The 23,504-nt window shown below is 66.7% G+C and carries 20 protein-coding genes and 1 pseudogene; 18 read left to right on the top strand and 3 right to left on the bottom strand.

The features are described from left to right. The first annotated feature begins 226 nt into the window (after nucleotides 1–226). The 3 genes from C8C95_RS08305 (at nucleotide 227) to C8C95_RS08295 (ending at nucleotide 6,274) form a co-directional block, all read left to right on the top strand. Nucleotides 227–3,796, top strand: a complete 3,570-nt coding sequence (locus C8C95_RS08305; protein ID WP_116748254.1) for a TonB-dependent receptor — start codon at nucleotides 227–229, stop codon at nucleotides 3,794–3,796. After that, nucleotides 3,768–5,789, top strand: a complete 2,022-nt coding sequence (locus C8C95_RS08300; protein WP_116748253.1) for an adenylate/guanylate cyclase domain-containing protein — start codon at nucleotides 3,768–3,770, stop codon at nucleotides 5,787–5,789. Before C8C95_RS08305 ends, C8C95_RS08300 begins: the two co-directional genes overlap by 29 nt. Before the next feature lie 128 nt (nucleotides 5,790–5,917). Further along, the gene (locus C8C95_RS08295; RefSeq protein ID WP_056742968.1) at nucleotides 5,918–6,274 is read left to right on the top strand and encodes an HPF/RaiA family ribosome-associated protein; all 357 of its coding nucleotides are present in this window, start codon (nucleotides 5,918–5,920) and stop codon (nucleotides 6,272–6,274) included. Between the two features lie 122 nt (nucleotides 6,275–6,396). Here C8C95_RS08295 and C8C95_RS08290 read toward each other — a convergent pair whose 3' ends face one another. Continuing rightward, nucleotides 6,397–7,362, bottom strand: coding sequence for a PDR/VanB family oxidoreductase (locus C8C95_RS08290; protein WP_056067964.1), 966 nt, complete (start codon nucleotides 7,360–7,362; stop codon nucleotides 6,397–6,399). Beyond that, the gene (locus C8C95_RS08285) at nucleotides 7,359–8,414 is read right to left on the bottom strand and encodes an aromatic ring-hydroxylating dioxygenase subunit alpha (protein WP_056742972.1); all 1,056 of its coding nucleotides are present in this window, start codon (nucleotides 8,412–8,414) and stop codon (nucleotides 7,359–7,361) included. The genes C8C95_RS08290 and C8C95_RS08285 overlap by 4 nt, the downstream gene beginning before the upstream one ends. A gap of 270 nt (nucleotides 8,415–8,684) precedes the next feature. Between C8C95_RS08285 and C8C95_RS08280 the strand changes: the two genes are divergently transcribed. The 8 genes and pseudogenes from C8C95_RS08280 to C8C95_RS08245 all read left to right on the top strand — a co-directional run bounded on the left by C8C95_RS08280 (nucleotide 8,685) and on the right by C8C95_RS08245 (nucleotide 16,416). Then, entirely contained in the window at nucleotides 8,685–9,461 is a 777-nt protein-coding gene (locus tag C8C95_RS08280; RefSeq protein ID WP_116748252.1) for a GntR family transcriptional regulator, read from the top strand. A 142-nt stretch (nucleotides 9,462–9,603) separates the two neighbouring features. Continuing rightward, nucleotides 9,604–10,791 (top strand): annotated as a pseudogene (locus C8C95_RS08275) (ABC transporter substrate-binding protein); the annotation flags it as partial. Nucleotides 10,792–11,106: 315 nt separating this feature from the next. Next, the gene (locus tag C8C95_RS08270; RefSeq protein ID WP_060984885.1) at nucleotides 11,107–11,979 is read left to right on the top strand and encodes a branched-chain amino acid ABC transporter permease; all 873 of its coding nucleotides are present in this window, start codon (nucleotides 11,107–11,109) and stop codon (nucleotides 11,977–11,979) included. Next, nucleotides 11,979–12,974 carry a branched-chain amino acid ABC transporter permease gene (locus C8C95_RS08265; protein ID WP_056067974.1) on the top strand — a complete coding sequence of 332 codons (996 nt, stop codon included), beginning with the start codon at nucleotides 11,979–11,981 and terminating at the stop codon, nucleotides 12,972–12,974. Before C8C95_RS08270 ends, C8C95_RS08265 begins: the two co-directional genes overlap by 1 nt. 1 nt (nucleotide 12,975) lies before the next feature. Then, entirely contained in the window at nucleotides 12,976–13,749 is a 774-nt protein-coding gene (locus C8C95_RS08260; protein ID WP_056742979.1) for an ABC transporter ATP-binding protein, read from the top strand. Next, nucleotides 13,742–14,473, top strand: a complete 732-nt coding sequence (locus C8C95_RS08255; RefSeq protein ID WP_116750191.1) for an ABC transporter ATP-binding protein — start codon at nucleotides 13,742–13,744, stop codon at nucleotides 14,471–14,473. The genes C8C95_RS08260 and C8C95_RS08255 overlap by 8 nt, the downstream gene beginning before the upstream one ends. Nucleotides 14,474–14,481: 8 nt before the next feature. After that, complete coding sequence (locus C8C95_RS08250; protein WP_116748250.1) at nucleotides 14,482–15,459, top strand: tripartite tricarboxylate transporter substrate binding protein; 978 nt, start codon at nucleotides 14,482–14,484, stop codon at nucleotides 15,457–15,459. A gap of 42 nt (nucleotides 15,460–15,501) precedes the next feature. Continuing rightward, nucleotides 15,502–16,416, top strand: coding sequence for a DUF1932 domain-containing protein (locus tag C8C95_RS08245; protein WP_116748249.1), 915 nt, complete (start codon nucleotides 15,502–15,504; stop codon nucleotides 16,414–16,416). A gap of 134 nt (nucleotides 16,417–16,550) precedes the next feature. Here the strand turns inward: C8C95_RS08245 and C8C95_RS08240 are convergent, their stop codons facing one another. Next, the gene (locus C8C95_RS08240) at nucleotides 16,551–17,516 is read right to left on the bottom strand and encodes a LysR substrate-binding domain-containing protein (RefSeq protein ID WP_116748248.1); all 966 of its coding nucleotides are present in this window, start codon (nucleotides 17,514–17,516) and stop codon (nucleotides 16,551–16,553) included. A 170-nt stretch (nucleotides 17,517–17,686) separates the two neighbouring features. Between C8C95_RS08240 and C8C95_RS08235 the strand changes: the two genes are divergently transcribed. The 7 genes from C8C95_RS08235 (at nucleotide 17,687) to C8C95_RS08205 (ending at nucleotide 23,487) form a co-directional block, all read left to right on the top strand. Further along, nucleotides 17,687–18,379, top strand: a complete 693-nt coding sequence (locus tag C8C95_RS08235) for a substrate-binding domain-containing protein (protein WP_116748247.1) — start codon at nucleotides 17,687–17,689, stop codon at nucleotides 18,377–18,379. 35 nt (nucleotides 18,380–18,414) lie between these two features. Continuing rightward, nucleotides 18,415–19,449, top strand: coding sequence for an amidohydrolase family protein (locus C8C95_RS08230; RefSeq protein ID WP_108616815.1), 1,035 nt, complete (start codon nucleotides 18,415–18,417; stop codon nucleotides 19,447–19,449). 1 nt (nucleotide 19,450) lies between these two features. Further along, a complete protein-coding gene (ligK, locus tag C8C95_RS08225) occupies nucleotides 19,451–20,134 on the top strand; it encodes a 4-carboxy-4-hydroxy-2-oxoadipate aldolase/oxaloacetate decarboxylase (protein WP_015016178.1) in 684 nt (227 codons plus the stop codon). 86 nt (nucleotides 20,135–20,220) lie between these two features. Further along, entirely contained in the window at nucleotides 20,221–21,225 is a 1,005-nt protein-coding gene (locus tag C8C95_RS08220) for a tripartite tricarboxylate transporter substrate binding protein (protein ID WP_116748246.1), read from the top strand. A 33-nt stretch (nucleotides 21,226–21,258) separates the two neighbouring features. Beyond that, nucleotides 21,259–22,176: an amidohydrolase family protein gene (locus tag C8C95_RS08215; protein WP_116748245.1), complete on the top strand. Its 918-nt coding sequence runs from the start codon at nucleotides 21,259–21,261 to the stop codon at nucleotides 22,174–22,176. Between the two features lies 1 nt (nucleotide 22,177). Next, nucleotides 22,178–22,618, top strand: coding sequence for a protocatechuate 4,5-dioxygenase subunit alpha (ligA, locus tag C8C95_RS08210; protein WP_060986128.1), 441 nt, complete (start codon nucleotides 22,178–22,180; stop codon nucleotides 22,616–22,618). Between the two features lie 2 nt (nucleotides 22,619–22,620). Continuing rightward, nucleotides 22,621–23,487: a class III extradiol dioxygenase subunit beta gene (locus C8C95_RS08205; protein ID WP_015016174.1), complete on the top strand. Its 867-nt coding sequence runs from the start codon at nucleotides 22,621–22,623 to the stop codon at nucleotides 23,485–23,487. The last annotated feature ends 17 nt before the right edge of the window (nucleotides 23,488–23,504 follow it).

Genomic DNA, 23,504 nt, shown 5'->3' with positions numbered 1-23,504 from the left:
GTCTGTAGGAAAGGGCCGTGCAGCGCCGCGCGCTGCGGCCACGGGTTGATGGGGTGCCTCAAGCGTCACAACCTGCAACGAAATGTGGCTTTCTTCATGAAATGTGTCCGCATGTCGATGGGGCGCGGGCGAAATCTGGGGGGCTGATCGCCATAATTTCAGCTCACCCGGTGCCAGGGAGGGGCGCCCGGTGGCGCGATGCACGCCTTCCCCGAAAGCAGAAAAAATGTCCCATCCAAAATTCCGTTTGTCCGCCCTGGCTGCGTTGGTGGCCGCGACAGCTGCCGCCTGCCCGCTGGTGGCACAGGCCACCGTGCCCGCCGGTGCGGCAGCCGAGATCATCAGCCTGCAAGGCACAGGTGACCAGCGTGCCGCCTCCGCAGCCGACTGGGGCCCTGCCCGACTGGCCCAGGCGCTGGCCCAGGGCGACTTTGTGCGCACACGCCAGGCCGCCAAGATGGCGCTGCTGTTCGCGGACGACACCCAGCTGCGCCTGCACCAGAACACGGTGCTGCAGGTCAAGGGCGTGGCCACCCCGGCACAGCCCGTGACCACCTTGCTGCTCAACGCCGGCCGTGCGTGGACGCAGACCAAACGCGCCGACGGCAGCCGCCTGAACCTGGAGACACCGGCCGCGACCGCTGCGATCCGTGGCACCGACTGGGACATCAGTGTGGAGGACGATGGCCGCACGCTGATCACCGTGCTCTCGGGCACGGTGGAGTTTTCCAACGCGCAGGGCTCGGTGTCGGTAGGGGCCAACGAAGCGGCGTTGGCCGAAGTGGGCAAGGCCCCCGTCAAGCTGGTGCTGAGCCAGCCACGCGACCGCATCCAGTGGGTCAACGCGTTGCGGGCCGATCCAGTGCCCCACCTGTCGGCCGAGGCCGTGCCTGCAGCACTGGTGCCCGTGCGGGATGCCCTGGCAGCGCGCGACATCGCCGCAGCCCGTGCGGCGCTGGTGCAGGCGCGCACCACGGCCGCACCCGCATGGGTGGATGTGTTCGATGCGGCCGTGGCCCTGCAGGCGGGCGACCTGCTGGCCGCACGCGGGTCGCTGGCGCGGCAGGTGGCTGCGGTGGACGCCGCGCCGCTGCCCGCGTGGCTCATGCAGTCCGACGTACAGCTGATGGAGGGGGAAGGGGCAGCAGCGGCCGGGACGCTGCGCACGGCGCTCCAGCGCTGGCCCGCCCACCCGGCGCTGGTGGCGCAACTGGCGCGGGTGCAGATCCTGAGCGACCGGGTGGACGAAGCGGCTGCCACCCTGGCCCCCGTGCAAGGCACAGCCCACGCCGACCTGGCGCTGGTGCGCGCTGAGCTGGCCCGGCGCCGGGGCGATGCGCCCGGCACGCTGGCCGCCTATGCCGAGGCCCAGACTTTGGCGCCAGGCGATGCACGCGCCTGGCAAGGCCTGGGCAGTGCGCATGCCGAGCGCGAAGACCCGCGCCCCGCCCGCGAGAACCTGCACCGCGCGTTGCAGCTGTCGCCGCAATCGCCCGGTGCCTGGGGCGAGTTAGGGACTCTGGAAACCTTTGTGAACCAGTTCACCGAAGCGGGTCAGGCGTTTGCCACTGCGCTGGGCGACAACCCGGCGGACTACGTCGCGCTCACCGGCCAGGGGCTGCTGCACCTCAAGCAAGGGCAGCCGGATGCCGCGCTGGATGCGTTCTTGCGGGCGGGCGTGATGGAGCCGCGCTATGCCCGCGCCAAGACCTGGACTGCCGTGGCCTACTACCAGCTGGGCCGCCATCAGGATGCGCTGACCACCTTGCAGCAGGCGACCGTACTGGACGACAAGGACCCTGTGCCCTACATGCTGCTGGCGCAGATCCACACCGATCTGTTCCGGCCCGGCGAAGCGGTGGAGGCTGCGCGCGCCGCCGTGGGGCGCATGCCATATCTCAAGTCGCTCAACCAGGTGGCCAACGACCAGAAGGGCAGTGCGAACCTGGGTTCATCGCTGGCATTCTTTGGCATGGAAGACTGGGCGCTGGAGATGGCGCAGCAGAGCTTCTACCCCTACTGGGGCGGCAGCCACCTGTTCATGGCAGACCGCTATGCGGGCGAATTCAACAAGAACTCGGCGCTGTTCCAGGGCTTTCTGACCGACCCCATGGCGTTTGGGGGCAGCCAGCGTTATTCGCCGCTGCTGCAGCAGCCCGGCAGCCACGGATCGGTGGGTGTGACGCTGGACCGCGAGTTCTACCGGATGCGTGCGCCAGCGGTCACGCTCAATGGCCTGGACAACAGCCATGTGCCGGTGTCCTGGTTCTTCAAGGCGCAGACGGCGGATGTGAGTGCCTATCCGTTCGACCTGCAGGTCAACCGCCTTCCTGCCATGCGCGCGGGCGAGGGAGACCTGCGTGCCCATGCCATCACCGCTGGGGTGGGCATGCAGCCCACCGAGCGCATCAACCTGTTTGCCTACGCCAACCAGTTCAGCATGCGCCTGCGCGGCCAGAACGCGCAGGAGACTTCGCTGGACGACACCGTCACCCAGGGCGCCCTGGGCATGGCCTACCGGTGGGGGCCGACGGAGCAAACCTGGATCAAGCTGGGCCGCAGCGTGGACAACCTGCAATTGCTGCGCTACCCCACGGCCTACATCGAGCCACCGTTCCTCACCGTCATGGGCGTGAGCAGTGCCCCGCGCAAGGACTTCAGCGACATTCAGCTGCGCCACACCGTGGACACCACCCCCGGCAGCCGCTGGAGCGTGACGCTGGAGCATGTGCGCGAGCGCCAGAACAACCTGCTGGCGGGCGAGGCCGCCGTGGTGGCTGACATTCCAAACGTGGGCCTGTACCGCGACTACCTCGTCCTGGCAGGCTACAACCGCATTGACCGTCGTTACACCGGCCTCACCCTGGCCACCACGCAACGCCTGGACCCGGCGCTGAGCCTGGACGCAGCCCTGGGGCTGCAGCAAATCCGCCACCGCGTGGACGGCCTCACGCAGAGCTACCTGGTGGGGCTGGATGCCCTGAGCGAAGACCAGGCCCGCCGCGCGGACACCGAGCGCGTGGTCACGCCGCGCCTGGGGGCGGTGTGGCAGCCTGCTGCGGGCACCACGCTGCGCGTGGCCTATCAGGACTGGCTGCGGCCTCTCAGCGTCTCCACCCTCGCCAGCGTGGAGACCGCAGGCATCCCTGTCGAGGACCGACTGGTGGAGGCTGGAGGGCGCCACAAACGCACAGTGGCACAGCTGGGCATGGAGGTGGGTGCCAACACCTTTGTGGGCCTGCGGGCCGACCATCTGCGGGTGAACAACCCTGGCACGATTGGCGTGGACCTGCGCACGCCCAGCCTGCCGTTCCTCGAAGAGATGCGCAACGCGCAGCTGGTCAACCTGTCCACCAGTGATCTGTTGGAGGACACGCCGAGTTTTGAGCGCGGCACGCTGCAGACCTTGGGTGGCACGGTCAACCACATGTTCAGCCGCCGCTGGTCGGGCTACGCCAAGTACCTGTACCAGCACAGCGAAAGTCGCATGCTCGATGGTGGTGCCGAGGTGGTGGGGCGCATTCCCTACATTCCGCGCCATACCGTGGCGCTGGGTGCCACCTGGGCCAGCGCGCAGCGCCTGTACCTGAGCGCGCGCGCGGTGTACCGCTCGGAGCGGTTTGAGGACAAGGAGAACCTCACGCGCCGTGCGCCGGGCTGGGGCGTGGACCTGATGGGTTTCTGGGAAACGCAGGACAAACGCTGGGTGGTGGGCGTTGCGGCCATGAACCTGTGGGCGCCCAAGTCCGACCGGCAAAAGACCCGCTATGTCCTGGATGCGCGCTATCGCTTCTGATCGGGCGGCGGTGCCGCACGCCCGGCAGCGCCAGCGGTGGCTCTCGCTCGCGGCGGGGGTGCTGGCGTTGCTGCTGGTAGGGGCAGCCACGCTCAGCCGCACATGGCATGCGCTGGAGTTCAAGACCTTTGACGTGCTGACGGCGCTGGCGGCCCCCCACGGCACGACCGTGCCGGTGGTGATTCTTGCGATCGACGAGCCGACGTTTCAGGAGCTGCAACAGACCTGGCCATTTCCGCGCAGCGTGCATGCGGCCCTGCTGGAGCGGCTGCGCGCAGACGGTGCCCTGGCCGTGGGGCTGGACATTGTTTTTGCCGACCCCACCACCGAGGCCGAAGACGCCGCTCTGGACCGCACGATGGCCCAGGTGGGGCAGGGCTTGCCCGTGGTGCTGGCCTCCACCCGCGAGAAGATCGACAGCGCCAATGCCGCGCTGTGGATGGACATCCAGCCGCTGCAGCGGTTTCTGGACGCTGGCGCCGACGCGGGCGATGCCGGGGTCGAGCCGGACGACGACTTCGTGGTGCGCCGCGCCCCCGTCGCGCGCGAAGGCTTTGCGCTGCGGCTGGCCCAGCGCGTGACAGAGGCGCGCGGCCAGACCCCGGCGCTGCACCATTTCGACTGGATCGGCTACCGGGGCCCGCGCGGCACGTTTGACACGCGCTCGTACTACCAGGCGCTGGAGCCGGGGCTGCTGCCTGCAGGTTTCTTCAAGGGCAAGATCGTGCTGGTGGGGCGCTCGGCGCGCACCGCCACCGAGCTGGCGCACTCGCAGGCCGACCTGTTCAACTCGCCGTTTGGCACGGCGGGCGGTGAGCGGCTTTTCCCGGGGGTGGAGCTGCAGGCCACGCTGCTGGACAACTACCTCACCGGCGGCGGGCTGCGCAGCGTGTCGGACGCTTGGACTTTGGCGATCACCGTGCTGCTGCTGCCTGTGCTGTTGGGGGCGAGCCGGCGGCTGCACCCGGCGGGCGCGGCGGCGCTGACGGCGGCGCTGGTGGTGGCCATGGGAGCCGTGTCGTGGGGGCTGTTTGCCGGCCCGCGCCTGTGGTGGCCGCCGCTGTTGCCTGTGGCGGCGGCAGTCGCCATTTATGGGGCGGCTGCGCTGGTGGGCTATGCCGTGGTGCGCCAGCGCGCGCGCCAGACGCGGGCGATGTTTGCGCAGTACGTGCCGCCTGCCGTGGTCTCGCGCCTCATTGCGCAGCCCGAGCTGATGCGCCTGGGTGGCGAGGCGCGCGAGGTCACGCTCATGTTCACCGACCTGGCCAACTTCACCACACTGTCCGAGCAGCTCAGTGCCGAGCAGACGGTGGAGGTGCTCACCGGCTACTTCAACGCCATGACGCCGATCGTGCACGCCACGGGCGGCACCGTGGACAAGTTCATTGGCGACGCGGTGATGGCCTTCTGGGGTGCGCCGCTGGACGACCCGCGGCATGCCGAACACGCCGTGGCCGCCGCCATCGCCATGCAGCAGGCCATGCAGGCGCTGGTGGCCGATCTGCGCGCGCGCGGACTGCCGCCCATCCACATGCGGATCGGGCTGCACACGGGGCGTGTGGTGGTGGGCAATGTGGGCTCGGACCAGCGCTTTTCATACACGGCCATTGGCGACGCGGTGAACCTGGCCGCGCGGCTGGAGGGCGCCAACAAGGCGTTTGGCACCGGCATCCTGCTGTCGGCCGCCACCGCAGCGCAGCTGCCGCCCACGGTGGCGTTGCGCGCGCTGGACGATGTGATCGTCAAGGGCAAGACCGAGCCCGTGCGCGTATTCACGCCGTGCGAGGATGCGGCGGTGCGTGATGCCAGCCTGGCCGCGTTGAACGCCTTCCATGCGCGCGACTGGCCCGGGGCCGAGGCACAGCTGGCAACGGTGCTGGAGCGGCTGCCCGGAGACCCGGCCGCTACCCGCCTGCTGGCGCGTGTAAATGAAGCGCGGGCGTTGCCTGCCGATGCGCCCTGGCAGGCCGCCGTGGCGCTCGACAAACTGTAAGAGCCTGTGGACCATCCCCCGCGACATCGTCACCAGGCTCTCTACATCCTTTGACATGTATTCACCGGGGATATGGATGCAGGTGCCATGATGGGGACTTCGCAACTTCATCAGGAAGGACCCTCCCCATGCAAGTACAAGTCAACACCGACGACCACATCCACGGCGGCGATTCGCTGGCGCGCTGGATCACGGACGAGTGCAAGAGCCGGCTGTCCCGCTTTCAGGACCATGTGACGCGGCTGGAGGTGTTCCTCACCGACCTGGATGCGGGCAAGTCCGGTGCCAATGACAAGCGCTGCCGCATCGAAGCGCGCGTCACGGGCCGCCAGCCCATCACCGTGACTGATGAGGCCGACAAGATGGCCAACGCCTTCATCGGCGCGGCCGACAAGCTGGCCCGCGCCCTCGACACTGACCTGGGCCGTGTGAAGGACCGCAATGGCCGTGACACCATCCGTGTGGCCGCCGACGAACGGGATTGAAGTGAATTCGAGGTGAAATAGGCTTCTAGCGCATGATTTTCATGTGCTGGCAGCTATCAATTCGATAGTAATGAAAAAGGCGCTGCAGCCCAAAGGTTGCAGCGCCTTTTTGTTGGGGTCGCCTACAGGTCGAGCACCAGCAGTTTGCTGCGCGCGCGGGAGCAGCAGGGCATGAACTGCTCGTTGGCCGCCTTTTCTTCGTCGGTCAGGTACATGTCGCGGTGGTCCACCTCGCCTTCCAGCACGCGCGTGAGGCAGGTGCCACACACGCCCTGCTCGCACGAGGTCAGGATGTCGATGCCCTCCTTGCGCAGCGCTTCCACCACCGACACATCGGGCGCAATGGGGTAGACCTTGCCCGTGCTGGCAATGCGCACCTCAAACCCCTGGTCGCCCGAGGTGTCCTGCGCCGGGGCGCCAAAGTATTCCAGGTGGATGTGGTCCTGCGCCCAGCCCAGGGCCTTGGCGGTGGTCACCACATGGTCGATGAAGCCTGCCGGGCCACACACGTACAGCCGCTTGTCGGGGCCGGGGGCTGCCAGCACGGCGGCGGTGTCCAGCTTCTGCTCGGGGGCGCCTGCATCGAAGTGGAAGTGGGCGTGGGGCGCAATGGCCGATGTAGCAATTTCAGCAGCAAACGCCGTGCGTTCGGCAGAGCGGGTGCAGTAGTGCAGCGCAAAGTCAGCGCCCGTGCGCGCCAGCCGGTCGGCCATGCACAGCAGTGGCGTCACACCAATGCCGCCCGCCAGCAGCAGCGTGCGCTGTGCAGGGTGCAGCGCAAAGTGGTTGCGCGGCGTGCTGATGGTGATCACGTCGCCCTCGTGCACGCTGTCGTGCATGGCGACCGAGCCGCCGCGCGATGCCGGGTCACGCAACACGGCGATGCGGTAGCGGTGCGACTCGTGCGAGGCATTGCACAGCGAGTACTGCCGAGTCAGCCCGCCCGGCAGGTGCACATCGATGTGCGAGCCCGCGCTGAACGGCGGCAGTGCGGCGCCGTCCAGCCGCGCCAGCTCATAGCTGGCGATGCCCTCGGCTTCGGCCTGCTTCTTGACGACGCGGACCTGCAGGGTCTCCTGCGCGGTCATGCGGCCACCGCCTGTGCTGTGGCAGGCGCGTGTTCTGCCGCCAGCAGGCGGTCCAGAATCTTGCGCGACTGCACGCCACCCGCATCGATGTTGAGCATGAGCAGCTTGCGGTCGGGGTAACGCAGCAGGTTCTCCTGCTGCAGCTCCAGCATCTGCTGGTCCTCCGCAAAGATCTTGCCCTGGCCGTCGCGGATCTGGGTGGTGAGCGACGGGTCTTGTGGCTTGAAGTTGCGCGCCATGCCCCAGAAGTAGTGGATCGACGTTTCGGTCTCGGGCGTGATGAAGTCCACCACGATGCTCGATGCCTTCTTGTCGGCCGGGGCGTTGTAGCCGCCGTTGCCGGCCAGGGCCACGCCCACCTCGATCAGCACATGGCTGGGGGGCGTGAAGTGGCAGATCTGCCAGCGGTCCACCAGCTGGTCGTCGGGCAGGCCGTTCATGCGCAGCGCCATCTTCCAGAACGGGGGGGCTTCAATGCCTTCCATGAAGCGGCTGGTGATCACCTCGTCGCCCTCCACGCGGGTCTTGCAGGGCACCTCGTCGATTTCCTTCTGGCCGATGCTGGTGGAGTGCACATAGGTCTCGTGCGTCAGGTCCATCAGGTTGTCGATCATCAGGCGGTAGTCGCAGGCGATGTGGTACAGCCCGCCGCCGTAAGCCCATTCAGGGTTGTTGGCCCAGGGCAGGTGGTGGATGGTGGCGGGGTCGGCCTTGTCGGCGTCGCCGGGCCACACCCAGATGAAGCCATAGCGCTCCACCACCGGAAAGCTGCGCGCCTTGGGGAACCCCTGCACGCGCTGGCCGGGCATGGACACCGACTTGCCCGTGCATTCCACCCGCAGGCCGTGGTAGCCGCACTGCAGGTGGCCTTCGCACACCGTGCCCAGCGACAGCGGGGCGCCCCGGTGGGGGCAGAAGTCGTCCAGCGCGGCGACCTGGTCGGGCGCGGGGCGGTAGAACACGATCTTCTCGCCGCAGATGGTGCGGCCCAGGGGCTTGTCCGCGATCTCGTCGGGCGTGCAGGCTACGTACCAGGCGTTCTTGGGATACATGGTTGTCTCTCTCCGTGGGTGGATGGTGTCGTTGCAGGCTTGGTATACAGCCCGCTCGCAGATCGCAGGCTAGGTGGGGCGATTGTGCGAAAAAGGCGAGTTCATGTATACATAGTAAAGGCGTAAAGCAGCTATTGCACTCTGGCATATCTTCTAACTTGTTGTTTTGTAATGTGTTGAAGTGTTTTTGAGTGGATGTTGTTTTGGTTTGTGTATACATTGTGCTGACTGACTCTCTCCCTCTCGCTGGTCGTATCGCTCCCTATCGCCATGAACCCTCCCGAACCCCTGACCATTGCCCTACCCGCCGAGGCCGCCGAGGCAGGTACCTCGCAGGCCGTCAAGGCGCAATTGCGCCTGCGCGAGATGATCCTGGCGGGCGAGCTGCCCGGCGGCGCCCGCATTGCCGAGCTGACCCTCGTCGAGAAGCTGGGGGTGTCGCGCACGCCCATTCGCGCCGCGCTGATGCGGTTGGAGCAGGAGGGCCTGCTGCACCGACTGCCCGGTGGCGGCTACGCCGTGCGCACGTTCTCTGAAACCGATGTGGCCGACGCCATTGAACTGCGCGGCACCATGGAAGGGCTGGCCGCGCGCCTGGCGGCCGAGCGGGGCGTGGCCCCCGCCCTGCTGGCCGAGGCCCACGCCTGCCTGGACGTCATCGACAGTGCCCTGGCACCGCCCACGCTGGATGACGAAGGTTTTTCGCGCTATGTGGAGCTGAATGCAAGGTTTCACCTGCTGCTCAGCCGCATGGTGGGCAGCGATGTGGTGGCGCGGGAGCTGGACCGCGTCAAGGGCCTGCCGTTTGCGTCGCCCTCTGCGTTTGTGGTGGTGCAGACGCATTCGGCCCAGGCGCGCGACATGCTGGTGGTGGCGCAAGACCAGCACCGCCAGGCGCTCGATGCCATCGAGCGGCGCGAGGGTGCACGGGCCGAGGCCATCCTGCGAGAGCACTCGCGCATCACCCGGCGCAACCTGCTGGCGGCGGTGCAGGCGTCGCAGGTGCAGGGCTTGCCCGGTGTACAGCTGATCCGCGAGCGGGCATAACGGCCGGTGCAGGCGTCCGGGGCTCCTTGGGTTATTGCATTTGGCGATACCTGAATGCTTGAATTTGCGCTTGTGAAATAACCCAGCCCACGCCAAACTCCCGCCAGCATTTTCTGTATACAACGACTTTCCACAGGAGACAACGATGCAAAAACGCCACCTTCTTCGTGCCTCGGCTGCCGCCGCCATCGCGCTGTCCACCGGCCTGGCCGTGCTGCCCGCCGTGGCGCAGGACAACGTGTTCAAGATCGGCCTGGTTCTGCCCATGACCGGCCAGCAAGCCACCACCGGCCGGCAGATCGAAGCCGCGGCGCGCCTGTACATGGCCCAGAACGGCGACATGGTGGGTGGCAAGAAGGTGCAGCTCATCATCAAGGACGACACCAGTCTTCCTGATGTGACCCGCCGCCTGGCCCAGGAGCTGGTTGTCAACGAAAAGGTCAACGTGCTCGCCGGCATGGGCATCACGCCCTCGGCCATGGCCACAGCCCCGCTGGCCACGCAGTCCAAGACCCCCCTGGTGGTGATGGCTGCCGCCACGTCCAGCATCACCGAGGCCTCGCCCTATGTGGTGCGTACCAGCTTCACGCTGCCGCAAGTGTCGGTGGCCCTGGCCGACTGGGCACCCAAGAACGGCATCAAGAAGGTCGTGACCCTGGTGAGCGACTATGGCCCCGGCATCGATGCCGAAAAGTTCTTCAACCAGCGCCTCACGTTCAACGGCGGCCAGGTGACCGAAGCCCTGCGCGTGCCGCTGCGCAACCCCGACTTCGCTCCCTTCCTGCAGAAGGTGCGCGACGCCAAGCCCGACGCGCTGTTTGTCTTTGTGCCGTCGGGCGCGGGCGCTGCCGTGATGAAGCAGTTCCTGGAGCGCGGCATGGACAAGGCCGGCATCAAGCTTATCGGCACCGGCGACGTGACGGACGACGATCAACTCAACGACATGGGCGATGGCGCCCTGGGCGTGGTCACCTCGCACCACTACTCGGCTGCGCACCCCTCGCCCATGAACAAGAAGTTCGTGGAAGCCTTCGAGAAGGCCAACAAGGGCCTGCGTCCCAACTTCATGGCCGTGGGCGGCTATGACGGCATGCGCGTGATCTATGAAGCGCTCAAGACCACCAAGGGTGCCGGCGGCGGTGACGCCCTGCTGGCCGCCATGAAGGGGCAGATCTTCGAAAGCCCGCGCGGCAAGGTGTTCATCGATGCGCAGACCCGCGACATCGTGCAGGACGTGTACCTGCGCAAGGTGGAGCGTGTGAGTGGCCAGCTGTACAACGTGGAGTTCGACGTGATCAAGGACGTCAAGGACCCCGGCAAGACTAAATAAGCCCCCTGAGCCGCGACCCGCTCGGTGTGTCCGCCAGATGCGGCCACTCTTCGTTGCCGTCCAAGCCTGCGCAGGCAGGCTCGGAGCCGCGGCACTCAGCCCCCAGGGGGACGCCGCCAGCGCGGCGGGGCGGCCCTTGCACGGCGGCCGCTGGTCTGGCCGCGCCAGTATTTACGGGCAGGCTCCCTCTCGATCCGTTCGGACTGAGCCTGTCGAAACCGGGGGCCGCAGGTTGAACGTCCGGCTTTGGTGATTCGTCGCACTTCCACAGCCCTGAGCAGGGTGGTGCACTTTTGTCTTCAATGAAGTGATTTCATGCTGACCATTCTTTTCGACGGCGTTGCCTACGGCATGCTGCTGTTCATCCTGGCAGTCGGCCTGGCCGTGACCATGGGGCTGATGAACTTCATCAACCTCGCGCACGGGGCCTTTGCCATGGCGGGGGGCTACATCACCGTGCTGCTCATGCAGCGGCTGGATGTGCCTTTCCTCGTCTGCCTGCCCATCGCCTTTGTCGGTACGGCCTTGCTGGGCGGCGTGCTGGAGCGCACGCTGTACCGCCCGCTGTACCACAAGGCCCACCTGGACCAGGTGCTGTTCTCCATTGGCCTGGTGTTCATGGCCGTGGCCAGCGTGGACTACTTTGTGGGCTCCACGCAGCAGATCATGCAGCTGCCTGAATGGCTCAAGGGCCGTACCGAGATCGGCAGCGGTGCCCTCATGCTGGGCATGGGGCACTACCGCCTGTTCATCATCGCGGTGTGCGCTGCGCTCACCGTGGGCCTCCAATATGTGCTCACCAAGACCCGCTTCGGCAGCCGCCTGCGCGCCAGTGTGGACGACCAGCGCGTGGCGGCGGGCATGGGCATCAACGTGAACATCGTGTTTTTGTCCACCTTCGCTTTCGGGTCCGGCCTGGCGGGCCTGGGCGGTGCGCTGGGCGCGGAGGTGCTGGGTCTCGACCCGAGCTTCCCGCTCAAGTTCATGATCTACTTTTTGATCGTGGTGGCGGTCGGCGGCACCTCGTCCATCACCGGCCCGCTGCTGGCCGCGCTGCTGCTCGGCATTGCCGACGTGGCAGGCAAGTACTACATCCCCAAGCTGGGCGCCTTCATTGTGTACAGCCTCATGATCCTGATCCTCATCTGGCGCCCCCAGGGCCTCTTTGTGCGCAAGGGGGGCAAGTGATGTCGAACCTGCAAAACACCTTGCTGCAGGCCCGGCGCTTTCGCTGGTGGGAGCCCGTGCTGTGGCTGCTGGCCTTTGCCGCACCGTTGGCGCTGCCGAGCCACGCCCTCATCATCAACGAGATCGCCATCGTGGCGCTGTTCGCGATTTCGCTGGACCTCATCCTGGGGTACACGGGCATCGTCTCGCTGGGCCATGCGGCTTTCTTCGGGCTGGGCGGCTACGCGGCCGCGCTGTTTGCCAAGCATGTGATGCCCGACCCGCTGGTGGGCCTGGCCGTGGGCATTGGCGCGGCCACCGTGCTGGGCGCCGTGGCGTCGCTCACCATCATGCGCGGCACCGATCTCACCCGCCTCATGGTCACGCTGGGCGTGGGACTGGTGATGCTGGAGCTGGCCAACAAGCTCGACTGGCTGACCGGTGGCGCCGACGGCCTGCAGGGCGTGATGATGGGGCCGGTGCTTGGCCAGTTCGAGTTTGACCTGTACGGCCGCACGGCCGCGTGGTATTCGCTCACCGTGCTGCTGGTGTTCTTCCTCATCGCGCGCCGCATCGTGCAGTCGCCTTTTGGTGCCACGCTCAAGGCCATCCGCGACAACCGGCTGCGCGCCATGGCCATCGGTATCCCGGTGACGGCCAAGCTGGCGCAGGTGTACACGCTGGCCGCTGCGCTGGCCGGTGCCGCGGGCGCACTGCTCACGCAGACCACAGGCTTTGCCTCGCTCGACCTGTTCGAGTTCCACCGCTCGGCCGACGTGATGCTGATCCTGGTGATCGGCGGCGTGGGCTGGCTGTATGGCGGCATCCTGGGCGCCATTGGCTTCAAGCTGCTGCAGGACGTGATCTCGTCCATTACACCGCAGTACTGGACCTTCTGGGTGGGCTTGTTCCTGGTGGTGCTGGTACTGGTCGGGCGTGACCGTCTGTTCCGCCCCTGGACCTGGTTTGGCGCCGGTCGCAAGGCCGGGGCTGCCTCCAAAGCGGGAGGCCATTGATATGAACACGACAACTTCCACCACCGTGCTGTCGGCCAAGGGCTTGGTCAAGCGTTTTGGCGGCATCACGGCCACCAACAACGTCACGCTGAACCTGCAAAAGGGCGCGCGCCATGCGCTCATTGGCCCCAATGGCGCGGGCAAGACCACGCTCATCAATCTGCTGACTGGCGTGCTGGAGCCCACCGAAGGCTCCATCACCCTCGAAGGCCAGGACATCACGCGCCTGGCGCCGCACCAGCGTGTGCAGCGCGGCATGGTGCGCACCTTCCAGATCAACCAGCTGTTCGACACCCTCACGCCGCTGGAGACACTGGCGCTCACCGTGTCGCAGCACCAGGGCCTGGGCGGCAAGTGGTGGCAACCGCTGGGCGCGCGCAAGGCGGTCACCGAGCGCTGCGAGCAACTGCTGGAGCAGTTCCACCTCACCTCAGTGATGGCCGAGGAAACGCGCGTGCTGGCCTACGGCAAGCGCCGCCTGCTGGAGATTGCGATTGCGCTGGCCTGCGAGCCGCGCGTGCTGCTGCTCGACGAACCCGTGGCCGGTGTGCCCGCCGGCGAGCGCGAGGAGCTGCTGCAGACTGTGGCGGCCCTGCCCGCCGATGTCTCGGTGCTGTTGATCGAACACGATATGGACCTGGTTTTCAGCTTTGCCAACCGCATGACGGTGCTGGTCAACGGCACCGTGCTCACCGAGGGCGACCCGGACACGATTGCCAATGACCCGCAGGTGAAGGCGGTGTACCTCGGCCATGGGGAGGATGCGCATGTCTAAGACAGAACTCCTGCGCATCGAGGGCCTGAGCGCGGGCTACGGCGAGGCCGTGGTGCTGCAAGGCATTTCGCTGGCCCTGCCCGAAGGCGACACGCTGGCCCTGCTGGGGCGCAACGGCACGGGCAAGACCACGCTCATCAACACGCTGGCCGGAGCCACGCGCCAGCATGCCGGCACGGTGAGCCTGGCCGGCGTGGCGCTGCACAAGCTGCCCCCGCACGAACGCGCAGCGGCCGGCATCGGCTGGGTGCCGCAAGAGCGCAACATCTTCAAGTCGCTCACGGTGCACGAGAACCTCACGGCCGTGGTGCGCCCGGGCCGCAAAGGATCGACCGCACGGCCGTGGACGCCCGAGCGCGTGTACGAAATGTTCCCGCGCCTGGCCGAGCGCAAGACCAACCTGGGCACGCAGCTCTCGGGCGGCGAGCAGCAGATGCTGGCCGTGGGCCGCGCGCTGGTGCTCAACCCGCGCCTGCTGCTGCTGGATGAGCCGCTCGAAGGCCTGGCGCCCATCATCGTGGAAGAGCTGCTGCGCGCCATCCGCCGCATCACGCGCGAAGAGGGCCTGTCGGCCATTATCGTGGAGCAGCATCCGCAGGCCATCCTGGCCATCTCGGACCACGCCGCCGTGCTGGACCGTGGCACTGTGGTGCACACCGGCAGTGCCGCCGAGCTGAGCGCCCAACCCGAGCTGCTGGACCGCCTGCTGGGCGTGGCACGGTAGCGCGCGCCATGCAAGCCGTGCATCGCAGAACCCTTCTGGCCTGGCTGGCAGCGTCGTTCGGCGGTGCGGCCAGCGCGCAGGCCGCTTTCCCCTCACGCCCGCTGCGCATCGTCGTGCCCAATGCGGCGGGCGGTGCGGCCGACATCACGGCGCGCACGGTGGGCCAGAAGATCGCCGGCCCGCTGGGGCAAAGCGTGGTCATTGAGAACAAGCCCAGCGCTGGCGGCGTGGTAGCGGGAGACCTGGTGGCGCGGGCTGAGCCCGACGGTCACACGCTGCTGCTGGTGAGCAGTGGCACGGCGGTCAGCGCCGCGCTGTTCCAGTCGCTGCCGTTCGACACACTCAAGGACTTTGCGCCTGTCTCGTTGCTGGCCACGTTTGATCTGGCCGTGGTGGTGAAAGAAGGCGGGCGTTTTGCCACCCTGGCCGAGCTGCTGGCTTATGCGCGTGCCCACCCGGGCAAGCTCAATATCGGCACGCCACAGATCGGCACCACACAGAACCTGGCGGCCGAGCTGTTCAAGGTGACGGCGGGCATCGACGCGCAGGTGGTGCCTTTCAACGGCACGCCGCCGGTCATCACGGCGCTGCGGGGTGGCGAGATCGACGTGATGATCGACATCCTGGGTGGTCTCATGCCACAGATCGGCGCCAAGGCCCTGCGGCCGCTGGCTGTGATGGGCGCGCAGCGGGCGCCGCAGTTGCCCGACGTGCCCACGGTGCGCGAAAGCGGCGGGCCACTGGCGGGCTTCAACGTCACGTCGTGGAACGGCCTGGCCGTGCCCGCCAAGACACCTGCTGCCGTGGTGGAGCGTCTGTCGCGCGAAGTGCAGACCGCACTCGCCCAGCCCGATGTGAAAAAGCGCCTGCTGGAACTGAACCTCAATGCCCAGGGCAGCACCCCCGCGCAACTGGGCGAGCACCTGGCGGCCGATGTGCGCCGCTGGAGCGACGTGATCGCCCGGGCCAAGATCGCGCGGCAGTGACGGTTGCTGCGCTTCGGCTTTTGTGACCGAAAGGCAAATCGGATGAACATCACACACATCGGCCTCGTGGGCTATGGCGAGGTGGGCAAGATCTTCAGTGCGGGCTTGCGTGTCCAGCCCGGCGTGGCCTCGGTCGCTGCCTGGGACCTGAAGCTGGCCGACCCCGCGCACCGCGACGCCCTGCAGAAGCACGCCGCGCAAGCGGGCGTGGTGGCCGTGGATGGGATGCAGGCACTGTGCGCGCGCTGTGACTGCATCATCTCGGCCGTCACCGCATCGAACACGCTGGCCGTGGCGCAGGAGACCGCGCAGCACATCCGCCCCGGCACCGTGTTCCTGGACCTCAACTCGGCATCGCCCGGCACCAAGCAGCAGGCCGCTGCGCTCATCGAGGCGCGGGGTGCACACTATGTCGAGGCGGGCGTGATGACCTCGGTGCCCCCCTACGGCATCCGCGTGCCCATGCTGCTGGGCGGCGCGCAGGCCGCCGCACTGGCCACCGTGCTGACCAGCTGGGGCATGGATGCCAAACCCGTGAGCGAGCAACTGGGCGTGGCCAGTGCCATCAAGATGTGCCGCAGCATCATGATCAAGGGCCTTGAAGCCCTGGTGATTGAGAGCTACGCCACCGCCCGCCACTACGGCGTGGAAGATCATGTGCTGCCCACCTTGGCCGAGACCTTTCCCTCCATCGACTGGCACGAACAGGGTCGCTACTTCTTCAGCCGCGTCGTGCAGCACGGCCAGCGCCGCGCCGAAGAGATGCGCGAATCGGCCCACACGGTGCACGAGGCCGGCATGGAACCATTGATGACCTCGGCCATCGCTGCCAAGCAGCAGTGGGTGGCCGACCTGGCGCGCGAAGGCGTCTTTCACGGCCTGCCCAAGGACGCGCGCTGGCAGGACTATGCTGACCGGGTGTTGGGCAGTGAGTCATCCCTGTCCGGCGGGAACTGACAACGCGCTTCTGCGGTCGCTGCTACCACTGCAGCCTATTGAAACTGGCGCGGCTCAAAAAGCGAGGGACGCCGAGCAAGGGCCGCCCCGCAGCGAGGGCGTCGTTCCCCCTCGGGGGGAAGGTGCGCAGCGCCTCAGGGGGGGCTTCTATACAACGCCTGCAGCGTCGTCCGAATCAGCTCCGCCATCGCCTGCTGTGTGAGTGTGGCCGGGCGTTGCGAGCTGACGGCCATGAACAGCTTGCTGCGCAGGCGGGTGCTGCCGCCTTCCTCCTCGCCGTCCCCATCGCTGCTCGCGCCGTGGATGGGCCGGGTACTGAACACTTCCGATTTGCCCGACGTGGTGACCGCATTCATGGGCAGCACCGCACAGCCCGCGCCATCGGCCACCAGGTCCAGGATGGCGGCCACGCCGTCGATTTCCAGGCTGATCTGTGGGCGCTTGCCGCGTGCTGCCAGTTCGGATTCCACCAGCATGCGGATGGAGTTGGGGCGCGTGGGGATGACCAGCGGAAAACGCGGCAGCTCGTCCAGCGGCAGGGGCGTGCGGGCCGGGGCATCGGCCTCCGCCTCGCTCTGACCGGGGGCGCGGCGCTGCACCAGAAACAGGTCTTCCTCCAGCAGCGCCGTGGTCTCGATGCCCGGCGCGGGCGTGGTGTTGTAAAGCAGTGCGATGTCGAGCAGCCCGGTGGTCAGCGATTCGCGCATGGCCACCGACAGGCCCTCGCTGATGGCCAGCGCCGCGTCCGGCATCTTCACGCGGAAGGCGCGGGTCAGCGGCACCGTCAGCACCTTGGCAATGCTGGGCGGCAGGCCGATGGCCACGCGCCCGGCCAGGGCGCCGCGCACGCGGCCCAGCTCCTCGCGCGCGCGCTCGACCTGGTGCAGGATGCCGCGCCCGTGCTCCAGCAGCAGCTTGCCCGCCTCAGTGGGCGTGGCGCCCCGGCCGTTGCGCACCAGCAGGTTCTGGCGCAGCTCCACCTCCAGCAGGCGCACCTGGCGGCTCAGTGCGGGCTGGGCAATGTCCAGCACCACCGAGGCGCGGGTAAAGCTGCCCAACTCGGCCACGCGCACAAAGTATTCGATCTGCTTGAGGTCCATACGCAAGGCTCTCTGCTATTTGCAATAGCTGTGGGTCAACGATCACGGAATGATATATCTGGTAGTGCCGGTGCCGCCTTCATGTTTGGGCCGCCGCTGCCCACAATCGGCGGCATGTATACAACTGCACGCACCGCCTGGGCCACCCGCAGCCCGGCAGGAGACAACGCATGACGGCGCCAGTGATCCGAGGCATTTCTTCCATGGCCACGCGCCAGGTGCTGGCAGACCTAGTGGCCGGTTTTGCGCAGCAGTCGGGCACGCAGGCCGCCATCGAATCGGTGGGCGGTGTCGACGCTGCCAAACGCGTGGTGGCTGGTGAGGCCTTTGACGTGGTGATCCTCGCCTCCGACGCCATCGACAAGCTTTTGGCTGCGGGCCACCTGCTGCCCGGCAGCAAGGTGGACTGGGTGCACTCCGGCGTGGCCGTGGCCGTGCCTGCCGGCGCGCCGCTGCCCGATCTGTCCAGCGAAGACGCGGTGCGCCAGGCCGTGTTGGCAGCGCCCAGCATCAGCCTGTCCACGGGCCCCAGCGGCGTGGCACTGGCCAAGCTGTTCGAGCGCTGGGGCATTGCCGATCAGATCGCCCCGCGCATGGTGCAGGCGCCCCCCGGCGTGCCCGTGGGCTCGCTGGTGGCCAAGGGCGAGGTGGCGCTGGGCTTTCAGCAACTGAGTGAGCTGCTGCATGTGCAGGGCATCCAGACCGTGGGCCCGCTGCCACCGGCCATCCAGATCACCACCACGTTTTCCGCAGGCGTTGGCGTGCATTCGCAACAGGCGGATGCAGCACGTGCGTTGCTGGCTTACCTGGCTTCTCCCGCTGCGGCGGACGCCAAGCAAAAGCAGGGCATGACCCCCGCCTGACCGATCACAAGAACACCTTCCAGGAGCACCCAAACATGAGCCTCATCATCGACTGCCACGGCCACTACACCACGGCCCCCAAGGCGCTGGAGAACTGGCGCAATGCGCAGATCGCCGGCATCAAAGACCCAGCCGCCATGCCCAAAGTGGCAGACCTGCACATCAGCGACGACGAGCTGCGCGAGTCCATCGAGACCAACCAGCTCAGGCTGATGAAAGAGCGCGGCAGCGACATCACGCTGTTCAGCCCACGCGCCAGCTTCATGGCCCACCACATCGGCGACTTCAATGTGTCCAGCACCTGGGCCGCCATCTGCAACGAGCTGTGCTATCGGGTCTCCACGCTGTTCCCCGACCACTTTGTGCCCGTGGCCATGCTGCCGCAAAGCCCCGGTGTTGACCCCGCCACCTGCATCCCCGAGCTGGAAAAGTGCGTGCACGAATACGGCGCCGTGGGCATCAACCTGAACCCCGACCCCTCGGGTGGCCACTGGACCAGCCCCCCGTTGACCGACAAGCACTGGTACCCCATCTACGAAAAGATGGTGGAGTACGACCTGCCCGCCATGATCCACGTGAGCACCAGCTGCAACGCGTGCTTTCACACCACCGGCGCGCACTACCTGAACGCCGACACCACGGCCTTCATGCAGCTCATCCAGGGCGACCTGTTCAAGGACTTCCCCACGCTCAAGTTCCTGATCCCGCACGGCGGCGGCGCGGTGCCTTACCACTGGGGCCGCTTCCGAGGCCTGGCGCAAGAGATGAAGAAGCCGCTGCTCGACGAGCACCTGATGAACAACGTGTACTTCGACACCTGCGTGTACCACCAGCCCGGCATCGACCTGCTCAACACCGTGATCCCGGTGAAGAACGTGCTGTTTGCCAGCGAAATGATCGGCGCGGTGCGGGGCATTGACCCCACCACCGGCAACTACTACGACGACACCAAGCGCTACATCGAGGCGTCCACGATCCTGAGTGCCGACGACAAGCACCAGATCTACGAAGCCAACACGCGCCGCGTGTTCTCCCGACTCGATTCACGCCTGAAGGCAAAGGGGCTCTGATATGTTTGAACTTGGCGTTGTCTATCGCAACATCACCCGCGCTGACCGCGCAGCCGCTGACGGCCTGGCCGCCCTCGGCTCGGCCACCGTGCACGAGGCCATGGGCCGCGTGGGCTTGCTCAAGCCCTATATGCGCCCCATCTACAGTGGCCAACAGGTCAGCGGCACGGCCGTCACCGTGCTGCTGCAGCCTGGCGACAACTGGATGATGCATGTGGCGGCCGAGCAGATCCAGCCCGGCGACATCGTGGTGGCGGCTGTCACCTCGGAGTGCACCGACGGCTACTTTGGCGACCTGCTGGCCACCAGCTTCCAGGCCCGGGGCGCGCGCGCGCTCATCATCGACGCCGGTGTGCGCGACGTGAAGACGCTGCAGGAGATGAACTTCCCCGTGTGGAGCAAGGCCATCAGCAGCAAGGGCACCATCAAGGCCACGCTGGGCTCGGTCAACATCCCCGTGGTGTGCGCCGGTGCACTGGTCACGCCGGGCGACGTGATCGTGGCCGACGACGACGGTGTGGTGTGTGTGCCCGCCGCCCGCGCGGCCGAGACCCTGGCCGCCGCGCAAAAGCGCGAGAGCTTTGAGGGCGAGAAGCGCGCCAAGCTCGCCAGCGGCGTGCTGGGCCTGGACATGTACAACATGCGCCCCGGCCTGGAGAAGGCGGGCCTCAAGTACATCGATTGAGCAGTTTTTCAGTCTTTTGGGCTGCAGGCGCTAGTCAATCATGCGCTTGCAGCTATGTAATTAATAGCAAGCAGCTTCTTCTTTCCATGCGTTGTTCCGTGTCTCCCGTTTCTCTCTCCCGCCGTGTGGGCCTGGCCGTGGGCCTGGCCACAGCCCTGGGCTGTGTGCCCCAGTTCGCCTCGGCGCAGGCGTTTCCGTCCAAGCCCGTGCGCATCATCACGCCCTTCCCCGTGGGCGGTGGCCCTGACGGCGTGGCCCGCCTGGTGGCCGACAAGTTGTCCAAGAGCTGGGGCCAGCCTGTGGTCGTCGAGAACCGCCCCGGTGGCAATGGCTTCATCGCCATCGACGCGTTCAAGCGCGGCGCCAAGGACGGGCATGACCTGATCGTGCTCGACAACGTGCACCTGGCCGCCTACCCCAGCCTGTTCAAGAAGCTGCCCTACGACACGGCCAAGGACTTCGACACGCTGCTGCCGCTATTCAAGACCTATTTCTTCTTTACGGTGGCCGCCAACAGCAAGTACAAGGCCGTGAGCGACATCGTGGCCGATGCCAAGGCCAACCCTGGCAAGCTCAACTACGGCTCCTGGTCCATCGGCAACCCGGTGCACCTGGGCTCCGAGCTGTTTGAAAGCGCCACCGGCACGCAGATGGAGCACGTGCTCTACAAAGAAACCACGCAGCTCTACACCTCGGTCTCCACCGGCGAGCTGTCGTTTGCGCTGGGCAGCGCCGCCACAGCCGGGCCGCTGCAACGTGCGGGCAAGCTGCGCTTTCTGGCCGTCACCGCGCCGCAGCGCCTGGCCAGCTTTCCGGATGTGCCCACTGTGGGCGAATCGGGTGGCCCCAAGGGCTTTGAGGTGACGGGCTGGAACGCCATCGCGGTGCCGCCCGGCCTGCCCCCTGCCGTGACCGACAAGATCCGCAAGGACATCGAGCAGGCCCTGTCCGGCGCCGATGTGCAGGAGAAGTTCAAGAGCTTTGGCTACGAGCCCTTCCCCACAACGCGCGCGCAGTTCGGCCAGTTCGTCAAGGACGAGAGCCAGCGCTTTGGCGACGTGATCAAGAAGGCCAACGTGTCCCTCGACTGACCTGCCCCACCCAGCAACCAAGGACCCACGCCCATGAGCGAATTCACCAAGACCCCCGGCTGGCTGGACTGGTACGCCGGCCCCAGCAAACCCCGCTTCCAGGTGCCTGCGGGCGCCGTGGACGCGCACTGTCACGTGTTCGGCCCCGGTGCCGAGTTCCCCTACGCACCCGAGCGCAAGTACACGCCCTGCGATGCGAGCAAGGCGCAGCTCTATGCACTGCGCGACCACCTGGGCTTTGCGCGCAACGTGGTGGTGCAGGCCACCTGCCACGGCGCGGACAACCGCGCCATGGTCGATGCGCTGGTGCACTCGGGCGGCAAGGCGCGCGGCGTCGCCACCGTGCGCCGTTCGGTGACCGACGAGGAACTGCAGGCCATGCACGACGCCGGCGTGCGCGGCGTGCGCTTCAACTTCGTCAAGCGCCTGGTGGACTTCACGCCCAAGGACGAGCTGATGGAGATTGCCGCGCGCATCGCCAAGCTCGGCTGGCACGTGGTGATCTACTTCGAGGCCGTGGACCTTCCCGAGCTGTGGGACTTCTTCACTGCGCTGCCCACCACCGTGGTGGTGGACCACATGGGCCGCCCCGATGTGAACAAGCCGGTGGACGGACCGGAGTTTGAGCTGTTCCTGAAGTTCATGCGCCAGCACCCCAATGTGTGGAGCAAGGTGAGCTGCCCCGAGCGCCTTTCCGTGACTGGCCCCAAGGCCCTGAACGGCGAGCAAAATGCCTACACCGATGTGATCCCGTTCGCCCGCAAGGTGGTCGCAGAGTTCCCCGACCGCGTGCTCTGGGGCACCGACTGGCCGCACCCCAACCTCAAGGACCACATGCCCGACGACGGCCTGCTGGTGGACTTCATTCCGCACATCGCCCCCACGGCAGAGCTGCAGCAAAAGCTGCTGGTCACTAACCCCATGAAGCTTTATTGGCCAGAGGAGGTCTGAGATGCCGCTCGACAAACCCTACCTGGACGTGCCCGGCACGACCATCTTTGATGCGGAGCAAAGCCGCAAAGGCTACTGGCTCAACCAGTTCTGCATGAGCCTGATGAAGGCCGAGAACCGCGCGCGCTTCAAGGCCAACGAACGCGCCTATCTGGACGAGTGGGCGATGACCGAAGAGCAGAAGCAGGCCGTGCTGGCGCGCGACCTGAACTGGTGCATCCGCCTGGGTGGCAACATCTACTTTCTGGCCAAGATCGGTGCCACCGACGGCAAGAGCTTCCAGCAGATGGCGGGCAGCATGACCGGCATGACGGAAGAGGAATACCGCAACATGATGATCAGCGGCGGCCGCTCGGCCAATGGCAACCGCGTGATCGGTGAAGACGGCGACGCACAGGCGCACCGGCAGCCGCAAGGTGCGGCGGGCAAGAAAGGAAATTGACCATGGCCAAGATCACCGCCTCCGTGTTCACGTCGCACGTGCCTGCCATCGGCGCTGCGCTGGACCTGGGCAAGACGCAGGAAGACTACTGGAAGCCGCTGTTCGCGGGCTACGACTTCTCCAAGCAGTGGATGAAGGACAACAAGCCCGACGTGATCTTCCTGGTCTACAACGACCACGCCACGGCTTTCAGCCTGGAGATGATCCCCACGTTCGCCATCGGCACGGCCGCGCAGTTCCAGCCCGCCGACGAGGGCTGGGGCCCCCGCCCCGTGCCCGTGGTGCAGGGCCACCCAGACCTGGCGGCGCACATTGCGCAGTCGGTCATCCAGCAGGACTTTGACCTCACTATCGTCAACAAGATGGATGTGGACCACGGCCTCACCGTGCCGCTGTCGCTGATGTGCGGCGAGCAAGACCCCAAGACGGGAGCCTGGCCCTGCCCGGTGATCCCGTTCGCCGTCAACGTGGTGCAGTACCCCGTGCCCAGCGGCCGCCGTTGCTACAACCTGGGCCAGGCGATCCGCAAGGCCGTGGAGAGCTACGACGAAGACCTCAACGTGCACATCTGGGGCACGGGTGGCATGAGCCACCAGCTGCAGGGCCCGCGTGCCGGCCTCATCAACAAGGAGTTCGACAACGCCTTCCTCGACAAGCTCATCAGCGATCCCGAGGCCGCCGCCAGCATCCCGCACATCGACTACGTGCGCGAGGCGGGCAGCGAAGGCATCGAGCTGGTGATGTGGCTCATCGCGCGCGGCGCCATGGCCGATGTGGCCGGTGGCAAGCCGCCGAAGGTGGCGCACCGCTTCTACCATGTGCCCGCGTCCAACACCGCCGTGGGCCACCTGATTCTTGAGAACACCTAAAAAACACGCCAAAGGAC

Source organism: Acidovorax sp. 99, from assembly GCF_003096455.1.
In the GTDB taxonomy this organism is placed as follows: Bacteria; Pseudomonadota; Gammaproteobacteria; order Burkholderiales; family Burkholderiaceae_C; genus Acidovorax; species Acidovorax delafieldii.
This window is presented reverse-complemented; position numbering and strand designations above follow the sequence as displayed.

What these genes read in the sequence shown, in the direction of transcription:
- C8C95_RS08305 (WP_116748254.1), top strand. Translation starts at nt 227, where the DNA reads ATGTCCCATCCAAAATTCCGTTTGTCCGCCCTGGCTGCGTTGGTGGCC.
- C8C95_RS08300 (WP_116748253.1), top strand. Translation starts at nt 3,768, where the DNA reads ATGTCCTGGATGCGCGCTATCGCTTCTGATCGGGCGGCGGTGCCGCAC.
- C8C95_RS08295 (WP_056742968.1), top strand. Translation starts at nt 5,918, where the DNA reads ATGCAAGTACAAGTCAACACCGACGACCACATCCACGGCGGCGATTCG.
- C8C95_RS08290 (WP_056067964.1), bottom strand. Translation starts at nt 7,362, where the DNA reads ATGACCGCGCAGGAGACCCTGCAGGTCCGCGTCGTCAAGAAGCAGGCC.
- C8C95_RS08285 (WP_056742972.1), bottom strand. Translation starts at nt 8,414, where the DNA reads ATGTATCCCAAGAACGCCTGGTACGTAGCCTGCACGCCCGACGAGATC.
- C8C95_RS08280 (WP_116748252.1), top strand. Translation starts at nt 8,685, where the DNA reads ATGAACCCTCCCGAACCCCTGACCATTGCCCTACCCGCCGAGGCCGCC.
- C8C95_RS08270 (WP_060984885.1), top strand. Translation starts at nt 11,107, where the DNA reads ATGCTGACCATTCTTTTCGACGGCGTTGCCTACGGCATGCTGCTGTTC.
- C8C95_RS08265 (WP_056067974.1), top strand. Translation starts at nt 11,979, where the DNA reads ATGTCGAACCTGCAAAACACCTTGCTGCAGGCCCGGCGCTTTCGCTGG.
- C8C95_RS08260 (WP_056742979.1), top strand. Translation starts at nt 12,976, where the DNA reads ATGAACACGACAACTTCCACCACCGTGCTGTCGGCCAAGGGCTTGGTC.
- C8C95_RS08255 (WP_116750191.1), top strand. Translation starts at nt 13,742, where the DNA reads ATGTCTAAGACAGAACTCCTGCGCATCGAGGGCCTGAGCGCGGGCTAC.
- C8C95_RS08250 (WP_116748250.1), top strand. Translation starts at nt 14,482, where the DNA reads ATGCAAGCCGTGCATCGCAGAACCCTTCTGGCCTGGCTGGCAGCGTCG.
- C8C95_RS08245 (WP_116748249.1), top strand. Translation starts at nt 15,502, where the DNA reads ATGAACATCACACACATCGGCCTCGTGGGCTATGGCGAGGTGGGCAAG.
- C8C95_RS08240 (WP_116748248.1), bottom strand. Translation starts at nt 17,516, where the DNA reads ATGGACCTCAAGCAGATCGAATACTTTGTGCGCGTGGCCGAGTTGGGC.
- C8C95_RS08235 (WP_116748247.1), top strand. Translation starts at nt 17,687, where the DNA reads ATGACGGCGCCAGTGATCCGAGGCATTTCTTCCATGGCCACGCGCCAG.
- C8C95_RS08230 (WP_108616815.1), top strand. Translation starts at nt 18,415, where the DNA reads ATGAGCCTCATCATCGACTGCCACGGCCACTACACCACGGCCCCCAAG.
- ligK (WP_015016178.1), top strand. Translation starts at nt 19,451, where the DNA reads ATGTTTGAACTTGGCGTTGTCTATCGCAACATCACCCGCGCTGACCGC.
- C8C95_RS08220 (WP_116748246.1), top strand. Translation starts at nt 20,221, where the DNA reads ATGCGTTGTTCCGTGTCTCCCGTTTCTCTCTCCCGCCGTGTGGGCCTG.
- C8C95_RS08215 (WP_116748245.1), top strand. Translation starts at nt 21,259, where the DNA reads ATGAGCGAATTCACCAAGACCCCCGGCTGGCTGGACTGGTACGCCGGC.
- ligA (WP_060986128.1), top strand. Translation starts at nt 22,178, where the DNA reads ATGCCGCTCGACAAACCCTACCTGGACGTGCCCGGCACGACCATCTTT.
- C8C95_RS08205 (WP_015016174.1), top strand. Translation starts at nt 22,621, where the DNA reads ATGGCCAAGATCACCGCCTCCGTGTTCACGTCGCACGTGCCTGCCATC.